The organism is Bacillus cereus group sp. MYBK101-2 (assembly GCF_051918845.1).
Lineage (GTDB): Bacteria > Bacillota > Bacilli > Bacillales > Bacillaceae_G > Bacillus_A > Bacillus_A paranthracis.
This window is the reverse complement of the sequence record NZ_JBQAIE010000030.1, coordinates 1-15,584: the sequence shown is the minus strand read 5'-3', so window position 1 is coordinate 15,584 and position 15,584 is coordinate 1. Positions and strand designations below refer to the sequence as shown.

Below are 15,584 nucleotides of genomic sequence, written 5' to 3'. Positions count from 1 at the left end.
AAAACCCATTGTTTTTCTACTTATGATTGGGGTTTTTATCCATATACAGGAAAAATAAAAGAAGTTGTCTCCAAAAGTTCGTTTTTAACGACCTTTTGGGACAACCTCTTTGTTATTCAACTCACGTACCCTTTAGCATAATACAATCATTAAGTTTATTACTACAAATCGGAGGATAGCATTCCATATACAATACTATCTGTCCATTCATCTTTATTCCAGAAATCTTGTATGAAATGTGCTTCCTTTCTCATGCCTATTCGTTCACACAATTTTTGTGAAGCTGTATTTCGTGCATCAAGATTAGCTTGTATACGGTGTACATTACATTCATTAAATAATTTAAATACCAAACGACTTACTGCTTCTGTTGCCAAACCTCTTCCAGTTACTTCATTTGAAAAACTATAACCAATCTCAACAGTGTCTTTCATATTTGTGTACCATACAGATAAATCACCAACTACTTTCGTTTTGTATATAACTGCTAAACTTAATATTGAATCTTTAGTAAGTACATTATTTTCTAGCTTCTTATTAAATCTTTTCTGCATGTCTTCATGAGTCCACTTATTATGTAATAGGAACTTACATGTATCATCATTATTATAAATGGCAAATACATCCTGTAAATCGGTACTCTTAAAAGGTCTAACTGTTAATCTTTCTGTTGTGAATTCCAAGTTAGCTCTCCTCCCTTCCATTCATGGCATAAAACATTTTTATAGTATTTAAGTCCCCTTCTTATATCCCACCTTGATTACATATTTCATCATAGTAAATGAAAATTCTTCTTCCTCTAAACTGCACCGTTACTGGTATTTCTTTGCGCTTTTTATTTTTTACACTTATTACAAAATCAGATAATTCTATTATTATGCCTCTAAATGTGTTATAATGAAAACAGACTCACAAAAAAAGAGTATATAGACTTGGAAGTTTCTCATATTTTACAAACAAAAAGAAACGAGAAGTCGGGTATATTTCAATCACCATACACGTAACGGTTTAAAAAACCGATCACTCTTCAATGATCTTTTTATAAAAAGATACGTACAACTAAAACTCACTTCAATATACTATACCTACCTTTTTGACTTCCAAATCATCTTATTACATAAGGAGATGAACATATGAATCAATATATACGATATACAATAGCTGTCCTGTTTGCTATTATCGGCGGAACAATCTGCTTCTGGACAAACACTCAGCTTGGAGAGAATATCATTTTTAATGGAATCGAAACACTTGTAAGCGCTTCAATTTTAGGTGGATACATTTTCTTCCTCTTTAATCCAGAAGAAAATGCGCAAAAAACAATGTTATTAACAATGATCGGAATCGTTGGCGGATGTATTTCCTACTCAATGACTAACTATACATTACCACTTCAATTAAGCTCAGCTTTCTTCCACGGTCTATGGACTTGGTTCATTGCATTCTGTCTAGCAGATGTATTCAACCTATTACAAGACAACGAAGAAGAAAACGGTCGCCAAATTGAAAGTAACTCGTAAGCTGGAAGATGTTCTTCCAGCTTTTTTATGTTGTTGTGCATACCACGGCATCACAATAAAAAGAAGTTACCCTCACGGCAACTTCTTTTCCATATACCCCATCCAGTACCAACCAGATTATATCAGCGATTTTTCAAATATATCGGTGATTTTTTCATTATATCGACGGTTCGACACAGAATATCGACTTACCGACATTCTTCGACAATCAATTTTCATCTATATACCTCCGCTCGGAATCCGAAACGAAACGTGTGCCCCGCCTCTCACCTCACTATTTTCTACCTGAATTTTACCACCATGCTTCTCAACGATTGTCTTAGCAATATATAACCCGAGTCCAAAATGCTCCTTGCTTCCTGAACGCGACTGATCTCCCTGATAAAAACGTTGTAATACTTTTTTAAAATCTCCTTCTTGAAAACCAGGCCCTGAATCATATACATGAAACTCTATTGCTTCATGCCAAGCACATACTTTCAAAAGCATCTTCCCTGACACCGGAGTAAATCGAACTGCATTCATTACGATGTTGTCCATTACTTGACTGATTCGCTCTTGATCAAATACTAAGCTTTGTATATCCTCATTATTTTCAAAGATGACATCCCAATCAATTTCTTTTTTTCTAGCTATGCATTCATATTCTTCTAGTTTTTTAAGAAAGAATGGATTTATATGTACTTTATTTAAACGTAATTGAAATGAGAAACTCTCTAGCTCATTTACTATTTGGAACTCCTCAAGAAGCTTTGTCATTCTGTTTGTGTTTCTTTCAATCGTTTGTAAATACCGATGTAACAAATCTTCATTTTTCCATAAACCACTTTGCAAACCTTCTGTATGACCTTGCACAATCGTTAATGGCGTTTTCAAATCGTGAGAAATAGCTCTAATATATTCTCTCCTTTCTTCTTCTAACTCCCATTGTCGTGACAAACTAGTAGCTAGCGCTGCACGCATATTTTCAAACGAACTGACTAATTCACCAATTTCATTTTTCGCGTTGTACTCTAAATGAAAATTTAAATCCTGCTCTTGAATTCTTTTTGAGGCCTCTGATAGTTCAACTAGTGGTTTCTTTATTCTTTTTCCCATTCGATTTGAAATAATGTAGGACAAAATTGTAATGTATATAAAGGGTGAAGCTAAAAATAAGATTACAAAAAAGGAATCAACTGCCGAAGCAGTAGATATTGTTAAATGATAATTAAACCCTATCGCTCCTTGTAAATCTCCATTCCTATCTACTAAAGGCAGATATGTCGTAACTTCATTATCATCTTCTTCACCATAAATATTTGTATTAATAACACTCGAAATCGGTCTCTCATTTGTTATTAATTTCTTGTTATATGTACCATAAGAAATATCTCCTTGCCTATTAACAATTTGATATTTAATTCCCTCTTTAGGGACAATTTTCTCTAATCCATTTCGCTCTTTCTCATTTAACAATAGTATGCCTTTATCTTTTACATATTCTTTTATCATAGGGATTTTCTGTTCATAATAATTCGCAGGAAATACTTTCCCATTCTTCGTTAGCCAATACCAACCACTAGCCGCTGTTAAAACCGTTAGTATTAAACTACCAAGTAGAACTATTAAGAAGCCAGCTACTAGCTGTTGTTTAATCCTTAACCTTTGCATCAATTCTGTACACTCCACTTATATCCAATTCCCCACACCGTTTGAATATATGTATTTTCTCTGTCATATACACTAAGCTTTGTTCTAATTTTCTTTATATGCTCAACTACAGTAGAGACATCACTTTCACTATCATATCCCCAAATCTTTTCAAACAGCTGCTCTTTCGTCAAAACTTGACCAGCATGAAGTGCTAACATTTTCACAACTTCATACTCTTTCTTTGTAAAATGAATTTTTTCTTTCCCATTCATTATTTCGTAGTTTTGCAAATCTATTAATATACTTCCATAGCGTAGAAATTCCTTTTGATCTACCATTCTTAAATCTGTCGTACGGCGCAAATTGGCAACAATTCTTGCTTTCAACTCTTTTAAACTAAATGGCTTACTAATATAATCGTCTCCACCAATCAATAAACCTTCTATCCGAGACCGTTCACTACTATCCGCACTTAAAAATAAGATTGGGCATGCATAAGACTCTCTCATCTTCTCGCAAACTTTAAACCCATTCATATCTGGCAACATAACGTCTAAAATAATGAGATCCACGCTATTATCTAATTTCTTCAAAGCTTCTTCACCACTTAATGCACTTCTTACTTCATATCCTTCCATGACAAGACTATCTTCAATAAATGTAAGAATATCTGGTTCATCGTCTACAAGTAGTATTTTGCTCGTCACGGCAAGTCCCCCCTAATTAAATATATCTTTTTTACACCAACTAAACATAGCCGCTATTGCACATCCTCCTAAAATTGTACCATTTATCAGGTAAAATGTTCCTTTCCCCTCACTTAATATTCTTAGAATTGATCCACTTCCAATTACAAAATAACTTAATTCTTCATTCACATATAAACTTGCTACTAATAAACCAACTATTACAAAATACGTAATGATAGCGTTTTGAAACCACAGACTTACAAAACTACTCAACATTGTTAAAGCACTTGCTATAAACCATAGTATTAAATAATATTTTACAGTATATAAAATAGAAGCATTCGCACTATAAATGACTTGTTTATCTAAAAAGAATGTCTCTTCTGCACGCCTTATAAAAAATGTTCCATATATATAACTCTCAATGAATGCCATTAACAAAAACAAACTTACAATGCTCATTTGAGTAATCCATTTCGCCAATAATAATTCCCATCTACCTACGGGACGAATCATAACAAGCCGATACGCACCAGATGAAATTTCACTATTAAAACTATCAATAAATAAGATTGGAAAAATTAATAAGAATAACATAAAATACCATTCTCTTGTAACTGCGACAGGAAAGTTTAAATTACTTAAGATTGCTTCTGTTCCTTTTGTATCATAAATGGCAACTCCAAAAGTATGAACCCATACGCTATGCAAAATAAGTAGCAGCCCAAAAATAACTATTAATGCTTTCGTCTTTTTTCTATTAAAAATCCGTTCAAATTCACTTATAAGTATTTGTCTCATTCTTTACACCTCACACAAAATTATCTTTTTTCCCTATCCAATAAACTGTTACAGTATTACAAACAACAATGTATAGTAATAAAACTACAGATCCAAAAAGAATCATTCTTGAACTACCAGATAAAGATATAGCAATTCCTTCATGTTGCAATTTAATTAAAGAAGAATAATTAATATAAAGAAAAGTCGGGGATTGGCCTATCACTAACGCCATCGCTGGGTATCCAAAGGAAAATATAATGAATCCCATACCGAGAAGAGTCGCACTTGTTGTCGATTTACTTATAACCGACAGCATAATTAATATGCTAGCCATTGCTATTAAAGTAAGATAAGCAATTCCGTAATAAGAAATACAGTATAAGAACACGCCAAGTGCATTCGTTTTTTCCGTATGATAAAACAAAAGAATATTCGGTTCATGCTCAAAGAAAATATAGCCAATACAATAACTGCAAATAAAATAAACACTTATAAATAGCAAACTTACCGCTACTATCGTAATTATTTTTGCAATCAAAACCTCCGAATACGTATATGATCTTTGGATTACCATCCTAATTTGACCGCTATGATACTCTTGAGCAAACACAAGAACAATTAAAACGAGTAAAACAAGATTACATATACTCATAAGCATTTCAGATAATGCAAGGACGGGGAACGAATTCGCATATGTATAATCAACCGCTATCCTTTCGACCTCTTGATTATGTTTTAAATAGTACTTAGCAGCCCCAAGTAACATCACTGGTATCATCAAAAAACAAAGCCATGTTACTTTCTTCGCCCAAAGCCGCTCCCATTCCGAGCGTACTAACATCATCATGAGCTCATCATCTCCACGAAAATATCTTCTAATTCTTTATTCCTTCCTTGCAATTCTTCCGTCGTTCCCCGCCATATTAATGATCCTTCTCGAATCATGACCCATGAATCACACATAAGCTCCAATTCACGAATTAAATGACTAGAAATAAAGAAAGTAATTCCCTTCTCACGCTGTAAATCGAGTACAATTTTACGAAGCTGCTTAATTCCAACTGGATCTAATCCATTAGACGGTTCATCCAAAATAATAAAATCTGGATTCCCAAGAAGCGCCTGTGCAATCCCTAAACGCTGCTTCATCCCTAACGAATACGTACCAACTTTATCGTCAGCACGATTTTCTAAACCGACGATTTCTAATACTTGCTGCACTTTATTTTCAAGAACTTCTCCACCAGTACGTAACGTAATCCTCCCTAAATTCCGCAAATTTTTTCGTCCTGACATATAAGAGAAAAAAATTGGAGCTTCTACAATTGCACCTACATGCTGAAGAGCTTCTTTCCGATTTTTTTGTACGCTAATACCATTAACTAATATCTCTCCTTCATTTGGTCGAATTAACCCCATAATTGTTCGAATAAGAGTTGTCTTCCCAGAACCATTTGGCCCAACAAAACCACAAATCTCATTTTTATAAACAGAAAAAGACATATGACTTAGCAACGTTCTCCCCTTCACCTTTTTCGTCACATCTCTTACTTCTAAAACCGCTTTTTTCATCTCTACCGCCTCCTTACTCTAAGAATAGAAGGTAAAAATAAACAATTTATAAACAAATAAAAAGAAGTTACCTTCACGGTAACTTCTTTTCCATATACCCCATCCAGTATCAACCGGATTATATTAACGATTTTTCAAATATATCGACGATTTCTCCACTTATATCAGCGATTTTTTCATTATATCGACGGTTCGACACAGGATATCGACTTACCGACATTCTTCGACAATTAAGACGCTCAACATACCCTATCCCCCAAGCAATTTACTGCCGAACTCTACGATTAAAAAGATAATTAATAAGATCGCGAGTATTTTTAATGCTACATATGCCACTTTAAAAACAGCATAAATGAGCAAGACGATTAAAATAATCGTTAAAATTTCCATCTAGAATTCCTCCAAGCTCTGCTCTTCATATCTTATTTTACTCTCCCCACACTTTTTATGGAACGGCATAAGACGACATAGAAAAAAGAGGATACCTCACCCATCGTAAGATACCCTCTCTTTCAGCTGCTCAAACCATTCTCTCTCTAATTGTAAATATCCCATTTCACTCTTCTCAGCGCTCTTCAATTCTTTATCGGCTTTCCTCATATAAACGTTGGAAGCTTCCATATCGCCCTCTACATATTTCACAATTCCTTGTGTACGATAATACCCATGTAAGTCTATTTTTGTAATAGCCTTTCCACGTTCCTTTGCTTCTTGCAAAGAAAGACGATCCATCTCATAAAGAGCTTTATATAAAAGATACCAACTATGAAAACTACTAACGAAAAACTTATTTTCTTTCGTTACAGGTAGTTGAACAATTGTTTCTACATACAGTATCGCTCTTTCCATTCCCTCTTGATCAGCTCTAGCATAAAAAACGAGCATAAGTCCACTCATTATATCTCTTATACTTTTATCCTCTTTTAATTTTTCCTCACTAAGCTCTATTAATCTCTCATCCCAATCTTTCGGCCTTTTATAACTAAATAATTCACTCGATACTTGAATGTTATATAAATGCTGCCTAGCCTTTTCATCATCTTTAATTAAAATAAGAAATTGCATGCCATCACTCAAAAACGTTCCTTTTATCGGTACGATTGTAGCTGCAAAAATGACAAAGTGTAAAACAGAAAAATATAAAAGATATTGATAATAACTCACCATGTATATGTAACCGGAAGTAATACCAAATAATAAACTCGTAATCGGTCCACCTAAAGTCATCCATGCCCATTTTTTTGAAAGATTCGGTGTCTCTATAGAAGGAGGCACTAACATCGCCACGCCTCCAAAGTACATCCACAATTTATTTTCTCGAATGCGTACTTTCCCCTTCTCTTTTTGAAAAGTAATCGGCCCTACTGTCATAAATTTGAAATTCAAACCGCCTATTAAACCAACTACTACATGTCCTAGCTCATGAATGGTTAACACTAACAATGCAATTCCAACTATTGCCCATAGGTTCAAAATTACTTCTAATTTCCCAGTTCGGATTACTCCGTATAAAATGGACAGAATTAGCGCCACTGTCATTGAGCCAGCTGGCCTTCTTAAAATATCCACCTTTTTCTCCCCTTAATAAATCATTTTTCTATGCATTTCGTACATATATGTTCCAACATGTAAAACCCAAATAAATGAAATCATAATAACCATAAGGAAGTCCTTCCCATCTAACAGCGCATACACAATCGCTACAAACCATGCACAAACAAGTGTCATATTTGTATAGCGATATGCTTTATATCCCGCTTCATGTACAATTTGTTGTTGTCCTTCATCTGCATTTTTCGCCCACATTTCCATTGACTGTGAATACGTTACACTCTGTTCTGGGTATAACGTGTTATATTTCTTTCTCGTTACACTTCCTAACCAAGTCGTTATCATAAAGCCGACTGTAGACAGCGTTAAACTGACGATCACCCAAAATAAATTCCCCGCAGCCACATACACTTTATAAACAGAAATAACAGAACAAACGAACCAGGACATAACGACAATTTCCATTACTCGTAAATAAATGAGTGCGATTCCAAGCCTTCGTCCGCTACTACTTTCTTCTTCATCTCTTGTCTGTAAAAGCGCCCTTGTACGCTTCCCAATATAATATATCGCCCCTACTCCAAGTAGCATCATTATAACAATACTTATAACAGATGGCATTTTGCTAGTACTAGTTGTCGCAATATCTCCTCCTACATACCCTATAAATCCACCAAAAACCGCTCCCACTAACAACTTTACTATTGCTGATTGTTTCCCCTTCACTTTACTCTTCCCCCTCCACCAACTCAAATATTTCCTCCACCGGTACGTTGAAAATTTGTGCAATTTTTAACGACAATACGATAGATGGTGCATAATCCCCGCGCTCAATTAAACTAATCGTTTGCCGCGATGATCCAATCGCTTTCCCTAAATCCCCTTGTGATAAACGATGCTTTGCCCGCAATTCTCTCACTCGATTTTGAAGCTTCATGTCTTCCCTCTTTTTCATTTATTTAATCAAATTGTAAATAATACCCTTATTTTTGTCAATTATAATTGTCATTTTGACGTTAATAATTGACAAAAATAAAGATATATTATGATGGAAATAACCTATATAATGAATGTGAAATATTAAACAAAGGAAGTGACCTATGAGTAAAACATCTACTTTTTTCTATATTCTTACTAAACTTACAGCGACTTTCTTTTTATTATCACTTATAAGCATGCTTCTCTTAACAACTAGTCAACCAACATTATATAGTTTCTTAGCTGGATTACGAGAACTACTATATGTTCCCTTCGTTCCTGTCCTTGCGGTATATGCAATTTTTTGTTCTATTTGCATAGATAAATTGAAATTAAAAACACATACAAGACTGAAGAAATTATTACTTTATATTTTTTGCGGCTATTTATTTTTTCTTCCCTTTTTAATATTTAAAGAAGCTGATCTAATACAGTTCTTGTTCCTCGGATCAATCGGAGCAGTATGTTCTCTTTCTTTCTATTTATGTACAGTCATAGCAACAAAATTTAAGTGGATACCGTATTTCGTACCAAGCATTATGCTTATTATATTTATCACAATTAACTTAGTAGATATAGAAAGGGTTGGAACATCAAAAGAACAATGGGTCGAAAGAAAAACCGATAACTCTTTCGAAGCATCTTTTCAACATTTTAGTGGTGAACATAAAGTCCCAATTGAATTAAAACGAGGTGACATATTAGAATTCACTATTGAATCACGAACTGATAATTTGAATGGCTACATAGGGGACATAAAAATGGCTAGTGAATTTCAAGAGGAAGAAAATTATTTAGCTCCAGCTGGTCCTAATACGTACCATTTCGCAGCAATTAAGACAGGTACTTATTACATTATAGTTAGCGGAAATCAATTAAAAGGAAAGTTGAAAATAGATTGGAACATCAAATAAAAAAGGCAGTGCATCTGCACTGCCTCCCTAATTTTTGACATAGAATGGATTCCATATTAACTTGCGTTTTGTAAGAATACTCGTTTTAACTGTTTGCGGAAACGAACTCCTAACGTAATTGCTACAATCGCAATCACTCCAAAAATAATTTTACCGATGTGACCTTCTAGCGCTCCAAAAATATCATGCAAGTTTCCACCTAACCAGTAACCACCAATTAAGAAGAATGATACCCAAAATAGAGCACCTGAGTAAATTGTAATTGCAAAACGGCGGAATGGTAAGTTAATAATTCCTGCAAAGTATCCTGTAAAGTGACGTACACCAGGAATAAAGAAACCGATAAAAATCAAGAAGTATCCATACTTATCAAACCACATTCTTGTTAAGTCGATTTTTCTTTGTGTTAAAAATACGTATTTCCCATACTTTTGAACAAAGGGCATTCCTAATTTATTTCCTAAAAAGTATTGGATCGTCATTCCTACACTTGTCCCAATGAAGGATAGGATAATTAAAATCGGTAAACTTAAATCACCTTTATGTGCTAAAAATCCCGCATATGCTAACGTTGGCTCTCCCGGAAACGGAAGTGCAATATATTCTAACAGCAAACCAACAAGTACAACATAGTACCCGTATTGCTGAAATAATTCATGAATCCATTCCATGTCATCTCTCCTCTCAATCACGTGCAACTTCTTACTAATATTGTATAAAAAAATTGTCGAAATAACTATCACAATAGCTTACATTTTTATTACATTTTTGTAAGACTCTCACTAAACTTTTACGTTCATTATGTACTCTCATTTTAAAACAATTTAACAAGTATACACTGCGAAAAATTAGGGCCTTAATATGCACTTTTTATCCATTTTTTAACACTTAAAAATCGTTATATTTTGTTCTTAATAAAAAACCACTACAAACTCATACTAACTTCATATTAGCTTCATATACGTATTGTAAGATTATATCGGAATTTGTTGAAAAATTTAACCAATATATGACTAAACATTAATTTGAATAAATATTAATCGCTTTTCGAAATTGAAAAAAGGGTGAATAAAAAATGGAAGCTTATAAAATGCACGATTTTATTAATACAAATGTTGAATCTCACCAAAATGAAACCGTTTTTAATTTACACATATGTGAAACAAATGAATTTGACGTAAGTTTAACAAAGTCTACAACACTATCTTTTATCGTTTCAAAAAAGAACATTAAGATTGTTACGAAAAAATGGATTAATTCAAATCAAGAAAGCATGATTGGCAAAAGCTACATCATTCCAACGAAAGCTTTTCACTACTTCTTACCAATTATTTCTGAAACGGAAGATGAATTAAATATTCAAGTTCAAAGTTTTGGACTACATGGCGAACTTTTATTAAATGAAAGATTACTTATTGATAAAAACAACAAACACAATGCCAAAATTACTACCTTCTTTGAAACATTAGATGAAAATGTAAATAAAGTATTACGAGGATTGCAAATTCATTGTATGTAAGACTATTACAATAGTAAAAAGGAGAATAAAATGAAAAAACTATTATTAAGCGCACTATTATCATTAGGAGTTTTAACTATTCCATTCACAAATGCTGAGGCAGCTACAACAAATGACCAGCTTATCGTGAATACACAGTTAAATAAAATGGATTACTATCAAAACGGAAAATTCATAAAAAGTTTTACTGTCGCTACTGGAAAAGCAGCTACTCCTACACCTAAAGGTACTTTTCAAATCGTAAATAAAATTAAAAATCGCCCTTATTACACAGGCAAAATTAAAGGCGGCGATCCACGTAATCCGCTTGGTGACCGTTGGCTCGGACTAAACATGGCAGGAACTTACGGAACAACTTATGCGATTCATGGTACGAACAATAATCAGGCAATTGGTAAGTGGACAACACTAGGTTGTATTCGTATGTATAACAATGATATACACTGGTTATTTGAGCGTATTCCCCAGCAAGCTACTGTCACTGTAAAATAACCTCAAAGCGCGATTTACGTGTAGCCAAGAATTTTATGTCTTGGCTTATTTTATTTCTTCATTTACAGTAGCAAAACAACTGTATTTACATATATAATAGGAATAGATTGTGTTAGGTAACATCCAAACATTGATAAACATGGATATTAAAATTATACAGTTATAATATTTTATAAATTTTATAATACATACTATAATAGAATTACTGTAATTCTTAAATATTCAGTTTCACTAAACAACTCCCCTTGCTACTTTCATGATTATTTTATGGCAGGGGCTTATTATATGTATAAACAATCTGAGTCATCGGAAAAATGATGAATTCGAATATTGCAGTTAAAAGCGTTATTTAGGAGGTGTTACTATGACGCATATACTGGTGATTGAAGACAACCCAGATATACAAGAACTAATTCGTGAATTTCTAATGGCACAAAACTTTACTGTTGATGTCGTTGGTGCTGGAACAGAAGGTATACTTCTTTTCCAAAAAAATTCATACGATCTTGTCCTCCTTGATGTGATGTTACCAGATATAGATGGCTATAGTATTTGTAAAATTATGCGAGGACAATCTGATGTACCAATCATTATGTTAACAGGCTTACATAATGAAGAAAGTGAAATTAAAGGATTTGAATTAGGTATTGATGACTATATTACGAAACCGTTCCATTACACCGTATTTATTAAACGTGTAGAAGCTGTATTAAGAAGGGCAGCAACGAAGGAAGCCGAAGCTGCGACTATACTACAATTCCATGAATTGATGTTAAATTCTACAGCATACGCCGCTTATGTTCATGGTAATCAAATTGAATTGACAACAAAAGAATTTGAAATTATTTATACTTTACTGCAAAATCGAGGAAAAGTATTATCAAGAAGTGATTTGTTGAATAAGGTATGGGGCTATGAACATTATGGTGATGTAAGAGTTATAGATACACACATTAAAAACTTACGAAAAAAATTAGGAATTCCTTATATTAAAACGGTGAAAGGCATTGGCTACAAAATCGAATCGTAGCAAAGACAACATCACCAAAAATATTTTCATCAAAACCTTATTATTTTGTATTCTTTTATCACTTTGTCTTTATCAAGTTATTTACTTCTTAGCTTCAAACTACGATAAAGAACGTTTTGCGAAAGAAAATGGAACGCATACTACAGAACAAGCGGATTCAGATGAACAAAACGACCAAAGTAAAATGAATCAAAATAAAGCTGTATCACAGGGGGATATGTTTAATTTCCAATCTTCTATTATAGATTATAATTCTCTCTCTACAGCTATCAACCATCTTTTGCAGCCTAGCCAAACTGCAAAAGCAAAAGAACATACTCAAAATATTTCGGGGAAAAATAGCGCTTCTGCTCCGTCTACAGAAACGGAAAAGCAAGTCGCTACTAATGATGCCTTACATAAACAAAATGCAGCAAGTAAAGCAAATGATGCACAAGATGATCCAAAATTAACAGACGCACTGCAGCAGTTAGCTCCACATATTGGCGCGACAATGCTTGCATTATCTTTGCTCGGATCTTTAATTTATGCAAAACTAATTGCTAAACCTTTTCAATATATGAGTGATGCTTTAAAAGATATTATGAATCTTGATTTCTCAGATAAAAAGCTACTCAACAAAAATACGGATCAAACAGATTTTGATTTACAAGTAGCTGCTTCACAAGTACCAAATATAGTGAAGAATTTACATGCAAGCAATCAAGATTTAAGAAATGAACTCAAAAAGGAACAACAATTAGAACAATCTCGTAAAGAATTTATGTCTATGGTTTCCCATGAATTAAAAACACCAATCGCAGCCGTTATGGGACAACTAGATGGCATGATTCACGGAATTGGAGCTTATAAAGATAGAGATAAATATTTAAAACGTTCCTATGAAATGATGCAAGACATTAACATATTAACGGAAAAAATGTCGGAATTATCCAAAATACAAAACCCTCAATTTAAACCTGATTTAAAAGTTATCTCATTAACTAATATTATTGAGGACGTTATGAAGAAAGTAGATTATTTCGTATCTGTAAAGCAGTTAAATGTTCAATCTAACATTAAACAAGATGTACAAGTTTTAGCTGATCCTAAATTTATTCAAACTGCCATTTTTAACATTATTTCAAATGCAATTCATTATACAATTGACCATCAGCATGTATATATAAAGCTTTATGAAAAGCCAAACGGTTACGCATTAGAAGTATTAAATACAGGTTCACAAATAGATGAGGATAAACTTGCCCATTTATTTGAGCCATTCTATCGCGCAAACCCTGACAAACATGGCTTAGTACAAGGCAGTGGTCTTGGGTTATACATTGTAAAACAAATACTAGATAAACATCAATTTCCTTATGGTATACAAAACACGCCTCAAGGTGTAAAATGTTCTATTGTATTCCCAAAAGCAATGTAAAAACCTACTACAATTTCATATCCCAAATTCATACTTCGTATGAGTGGCGGAATTTTGTAGAGTATATGACTCTGTTTCGTTCGCCCGTTATCCTTATTTGGATAGCGGGCGTTTTTTATTATGTAAAAGGAGGATTTTCATGGAAAAATTTAAGTATTCATTACTCGTTTTATTCGGAGCTTGTAGCTACGGCGTACTTTCAACTATTTTCAAACTCGGATTCATTGATGGATTTTCAGCCCATCAACTATTAGGAGGTCAATATGTCTTCGGATGGATCGGTCTTCTTCTGCTCGTTCTTTTCGTTTCACGTCATAAAGTAACAAAAAAGCAATTCTTTTCCTTACTAACAGTTGGCACAACGATGAGTATGACCGGTATCTTCTACGCTATTTCTGTAGAAGAACTACCAGCATCTATCGCTGTCGTCCTACTTTTCCAGTTCACATGGATTGGTGTTGTTATTGAAGCAATTGCAAACCGAACATTTCCAAGCCGTGAGAAAGTTATATCTATCATTATTTTATTTACTGGTACATTGTTTGCAGGCGGTGTCTTTGAAGGCCTCGGGCAAAGCTTTTCCACGAAAGGTATGATCTTTGGTCTATTAGCCGCTGTCTCTTTTTCATTCTATGTTTTTGCAAGCGGGCGTGTTGCTACAGAAGTTCCGCCTTATACGAAAAGCTTTCTTATGACAACAAGCGCTACTCTTATCGTATGCCTATTCTTCCCGCCAACCTTTTTAACCGATGGTGCCCTGCAAGCCGGCCTTTGGAAATATGCTTTCTTCCTCGGGTTGTTCGGCGTTGTCGTACCTGTCATTTGTTTTTCAATTGGCGTACCGAAAGTAGGAACAGGACTGGGTACAATACTAGGAGCAGCTGAATTACCAACCGCCATTATCGCTTCTATTACACTTGTACATGAAGTCGTAACGTTTATGCAGTGGATTGGGATCATCTTTATACTACTTGGGATTTTCACTCCTCAGTTACTTACGGCTAGGAAAGAAAAGAATCAGAGTAGCGTGCATAGCGCATGAAAATAGCAACTTGCATATAAATGTAAATGCAGTTACAATGTGATATAATTTCAAATCTATTTGGAGGTATAAATGACTATTTTAAGCGTAGCCTTTTTTGCTATTATGTGTATCTTCTTCCTAATAAGATATATGAAAGAAAAGAAATTTTACGATGTGCTCCTCATTCCCATTTGCATATATGCTGGGGCAGTCAAAACTCCTTTAGTAGAGTACTTAAACTTTAATACCACATTCAAAATAACATATGATATTGCAGCTATTATTCTCGTAATCCTTGCTGTGCTGTTCTTCTTAAAAGATAAGAAAGAGAATCCTACTGCATAACAAAAGAGGTTGTCCCAAAAGTAGCTGAATAGCTACTTTTGGGCAACCTCTTTCTTTACAGAAAATATAAAAAAGAATCGTCCATCTTTGATATAATTAAGTCACCACAACC

At 33.9% G+C, this 15,584-nt stretch carries 19 protein-coding genes; 8 read left to right on the top strand and 11 right to left on the bottom strand.

What is annotated here, in order from left to right; all coding sequences use genetic code 11:
• Positions 1-161: 161 nt before the first annotated feature.
• On the bottom strand, positions 162-683 hold the full coding sequence (locus tag ACTFSI_RS27460; RefSeq protein ID WP_000397317.1) for a GNAT family N-acetyltransferase: 522 nt from the start codon (positions 681-683) through the stop codon (positions 162-164).
• Positions 684-1,133: 450 nt separating this feature from the next.
• On the opposite strand from ACTFSI_RS27460, the gene ACTFSI_RS27455 reads away from it, so the two are divergent.
• The gene (locus ACTFSI_RS27455) at positions 1,134-1,520 is read left to right on the top strand and encodes a DUF3938 domain-containing protein (RefSeq protein ID WP_001077770.1); all 387 of its coding nucleotides are present in this window, start codon (positions 1,134-1,136) and stop codon (positions 1,518-1,520) included.
• Between the two features lie 219 nt (positions 1,521-1,739).
• Here ACTFSI_RS27455 and ACTFSI_RS27450 read toward each other — a convergent pair whose 3' ends face one another.
• The 9 genes from ACTFSI_RS27450 to ACTFSI_RS27410 all read right to left on the bottom strand — a co-directional run bounded on the left by ACTFSI_RS27450 (position 1,740) and on the right by ACTFSI_RS27410 (position 8,687).
• Positions 1,740-3,173: a sensor histidine kinase gene (locus ACTFSI_RS27450; protein ID WP_014481785.1), complete on the bottom strand. Its 1,434-nt coding sequence runs from the start codon at positions 3,171-3,173 to the stop codon at positions 1,740-1,742.
• On the bottom strand, positions 3,173-3,862 hold the full coding sequence (locus ACTFSI_RS27445; RefSeq protein WP_000202047.1) for a response regulator transcription factor: 690 nt from the start codon (positions 3,860-3,862) through the stop codon (positions 3,173-3,175). The genes ACTFSI_RS27450 and ACTFSI_RS27445 overlap by 1 nt, the downstream gene beginning before the upstream one ends.
• Before the next feature lie 12 nt (positions 3,863-3,874).
• Entirely contained in the window at positions 3,875-4,645 is a 771-nt protein-coding gene (locus ACTFSI_RS27440) for an ABC transporter permease (protein ID WP_440045785.1), read from the bottom strand.
• 10 nt (positions 4,646-4,655) lie between these two features.
• Entirely contained in the window at positions 4,656-5,474 is an 819-nt protein-coding gene (locus ACTFSI_RS27435; RefSeq protein ID WP_000980091.1) for an ABC transporter permease subunit, read from the bottom strand.
• Positions 5,471-6,199, bottom strand: coding sequence for an ABC transporter ATP-binding protein (locus ACTFSI_RS27430; protein ID WP_270364333.1), 729 nt, complete (start codon positions 6,197-6,199; stop codon positions 5,471-5,473). The genes ACTFSI_RS27435 and ACTFSI_RS27430 overlap by 4 nt, the downstream gene beginning before the upstream one ends.
• Positions 6,200-6,448: 249 nt before the next feature.
• The gene (locus tag ACTFSI_RS27425; RefSeq protein WP_000404782.1) at positions 6,449-6,589 is read right to left on the bottom strand and encodes a DUF3985 family protein; all 141 of its coding nucleotides are present in this window, start codon (positions 6,587-6,589) and stop codon (positions 6,449-6,451) included.
• A 96-nt stretch (positions 6,590-6,685) separates the two neighbouring features.
• Entirely contained in the window at positions 6,686-7,738 is a 1,053-nt protein-coding gene (locus ACTFSI_RS27420; protein ID WP_138322587.1) for a M50 family metallopeptidase, read from the bottom strand.
• 42 nt (positions 7,739-7,780) lie between these two features.
• On the bottom strand, positions 7,781-8,476 hold the full coding sequence (locus ACTFSI_RS27415; protein ID WP_000676873.1) for a DUF3169 family protein: 696 nt from the start codon (positions 8,474-8,476) through the stop codon (positions 7,781-7,783).
• Between the two features lies 1 nt (position 8,477).
• Positions 8,478-8,687: a helix-turn-helix transcriptional regulator gene (locus ACTFSI_RS27410; protein ID WP_000776163.1), complete on the bottom strand. Its 210-nt coding sequence runs from the start codon at positions 8,685-8,687 to the stop codon at positions 8,478-8,480.
• A gap of 163 nt (positions 8,688-8,850) precedes the next feature.
• Here ACTFSI_RS27410 and ACTFSI_RS27405 point away from each other — a divergent pair, with 163 nt between their 5' ends.
• Entirely contained in the window at positions 8,851-9,642 is a 792-nt protein-coding gene (locus ACTFSI_RS27405) for a hypothetical protein (RefSeq protein ID WP_440045784.1), read from the top strand.
• A gap of 56 nt (positions 9,643-9,698) precedes the next feature.
• Here ACTFSI_RS27405 and ACTFSI_RS27400 read toward each other — a convergent pair whose 3' ends face one another.
• Positions 9,699-10,313: a DedA family protein gene (locus tag ACTFSI_RS27400; RefSeq protein WP_000454758.1), complete on the bottom strand. Its 615-nt coding sequence runs from the start codon at positions 10,311-10,313 to the stop codon at positions 9,699-9,701.
• 404 nt (positions 10,314-10,717) lie between these two features.
• Here ACTFSI_RS27400 and ACTFSI_RS27395 point away from each other — a divergent pair, with 404 nt between their 5' ends.
• From ACTFSI_RS27395 to ACTFSI_RS27370, 6 genes are all read left to right on the top strand, one after another.
• Positions 10,718-11,161 carry a DUF3978 domain-containing protein gene (locus ACTFSI_RS27395; RefSeq protein ID WP_000388752.1) on the top strand — a complete coding sequence of 148 codons (444 nt, stop codon included), beginning with the start codon at positions 10,718-10,720 and terminating at the stop codon, positions 11,159-11,161.
• 30 nt (positions 11,162-11,191) lie between these two features.
• A complete protein-coding gene (locus ACTFSI_RS27390; RefSeq protein WP_000735065.1) occupies positions 11,192-11,653 on the top strand; it encodes a L,D-transpeptidase in 462 nt (153 codons plus the stop codon).
• Positions 11,654-12,017: 364 nt separating this feature from the next.
• Positions 12,018-12,683, top strand: coding sequence for a response regulator transcription factor (locus ACTFSI_RS27385; RefSeq protein ID WP_000148833.1), 666 nt, complete (start codon positions 12,018-12,020; stop codon positions 12,681-12,683).
• Entirely contained in the window at positions 12,661-14,103 is a 1,443-nt protein-coding gene (locus tag ACTFSI_RS27380; RefSeq protein WP_000201970.1) for a sensor histidine kinase, read from the top strand. The genes ACTFSI_RS27385 and ACTFSI_RS27380 overlap by 23 nt, the downstream gene beginning before the upstream one ends.
• A gap of 139 nt (positions 14,104-14,242) precedes the next feature.
• Positions 14,243-15,145: an EamA family transporter gene (locus ACTFSI_RS27375; protein WP_000410500.1), complete on the top strand. Its 903-nt coding sequence runs from the start codon at positions 14,243-14,245 to the stop codon at positions 15,143-15,145.
• Between the two features lie 72 nt (positions 15,146-15,217).
• Positions 15,218-15,472 (top strand): hypothetical protein, encoded by a 255-nt coding sequence (locus ACTFSI_RS27370; protein WP_000154154.1) that lies wholly within the window; start codon positions 15,218-15,220, stop codon positions 15,470-15,472.
• The last annotated feature ends 112 nt before the right edge of the window (positions 15,473-15,584 follow it).

What these genes read in the sequence shown, in the direction of transcription:
- ACTFSI_RS27370 (WP_000154154.1), top strand. Translation starts at nt 15,218, where the DNA reads ATGACTATTTTAAGCGTAGCCTTTTTTGCTATTATGTGTATCTTCTTC.
- ACTFSI_RS27400 (WP_000454758.1), bottom strand. Translation starts at nt 10,313, where the DNA reads ATGGAATGGATTCATGAATTATTTCAGCAATACGGGTACTATGTTGTA.
- ACTFSI_RS27455 (WP_001077770.1), top strand. Translation starts at nt 1,134, where the DNA reads ATGAATCAATATATACGATATACAATAGCTGTCCTGTTTGCTATTATC.
- ACTFSI_RS27450 (WP_014481785.1), bottom strand. Translation starts at nt 3,173, where the DNA reads ATGCAAAGGTTAAGGATTAAACAACAGCTAGTAGCTGGCTTCTTAATA.
- ACTFSI_RS27435 (WP_000980091.1), bottom strand. Translation starts at nt 5,474, where the DNA reads ATGATGATGTTAGTACGCTCGGAATGGGAGCGGCTTTGGGCGAAGAAA.
- ACTFSI_RS27375 (WP_000410500.1), top strand. Translation starts at nt 14,243, where the DNA reads ATGGAAAAATTTAAGTATTCATTACTCGTTTTATTCGGAGCTTGTAGC.
- ACTFSI_RS27410 (WP_000776163.1), bottom strand. Translation starts at nt 8,687, where the DNA reads ATGAAGCTTCAAAATCGAGTGAGAGAATTGCGGGCAAAGCATCGTTTA.
- ACTFSI_RS27385 (WP_000148833.1), top strand. Translation starts at nt 12,018, where the DNA reads ATGACGCATATACTGGTGATTGAAGACAACCCAGATATACAAGAACTA.
- ACTFSI_RS27390 (WP_000735065.1), top strand. Translation starts at nt 11,192, where the DNA reads ATGAAAAAACTATTATTAAGCGCACTATTATCATTAGGAGTTTTAACT.
- ACTFSI_RS27395 (WP_000388752.1), top strand. Translation starts at nt 10,718, where the DNA reads ATGGAAGCTTATAAAATGCACGATTTTATTAATACAAATGTTGAATCT.
- ACTFSI_RS27430 (WP_270364333.1), bottom strand. Translation starts at nt 6,199, where the DNA reads ATGAAAAAAGCGGTTTTAGAAGTAAGAGATGTGACGAAAAAGGTGAAG.
- ACTFSI_RS27405 (WP_440045784.1), top strand. Translation starts at nt 8,851, where the DNA reads ATGAGTAAAACATCTACTTTTTTCTATATTCTTACTAAACTTACAGCG.
- ACTFSI_RS27420 (WP_138322587.1), bottom strand. Translation starts at nt 7,738, where the DNA reads ATGACAGTGGCGCTAATTCTGTCCATTTTATACGGAGTAATCCGAACT.
- ACTFSI_RS27440 (WP_440045785.1), bottom strand. Translation starts at nt 4,645, where the DNA reads ATGAGACAAATACTTATAAGTGAATTTGAACGGATTTTTAATAGAAAA.
- ACTFSI_RS27425 (WP_000404782.1), bottom strand. Translation starts at nt 6,589, where the DNA reads ATGGAAATTTTAACGATTATTTTAATCGTCTTGCTCATTTATGCTGTT.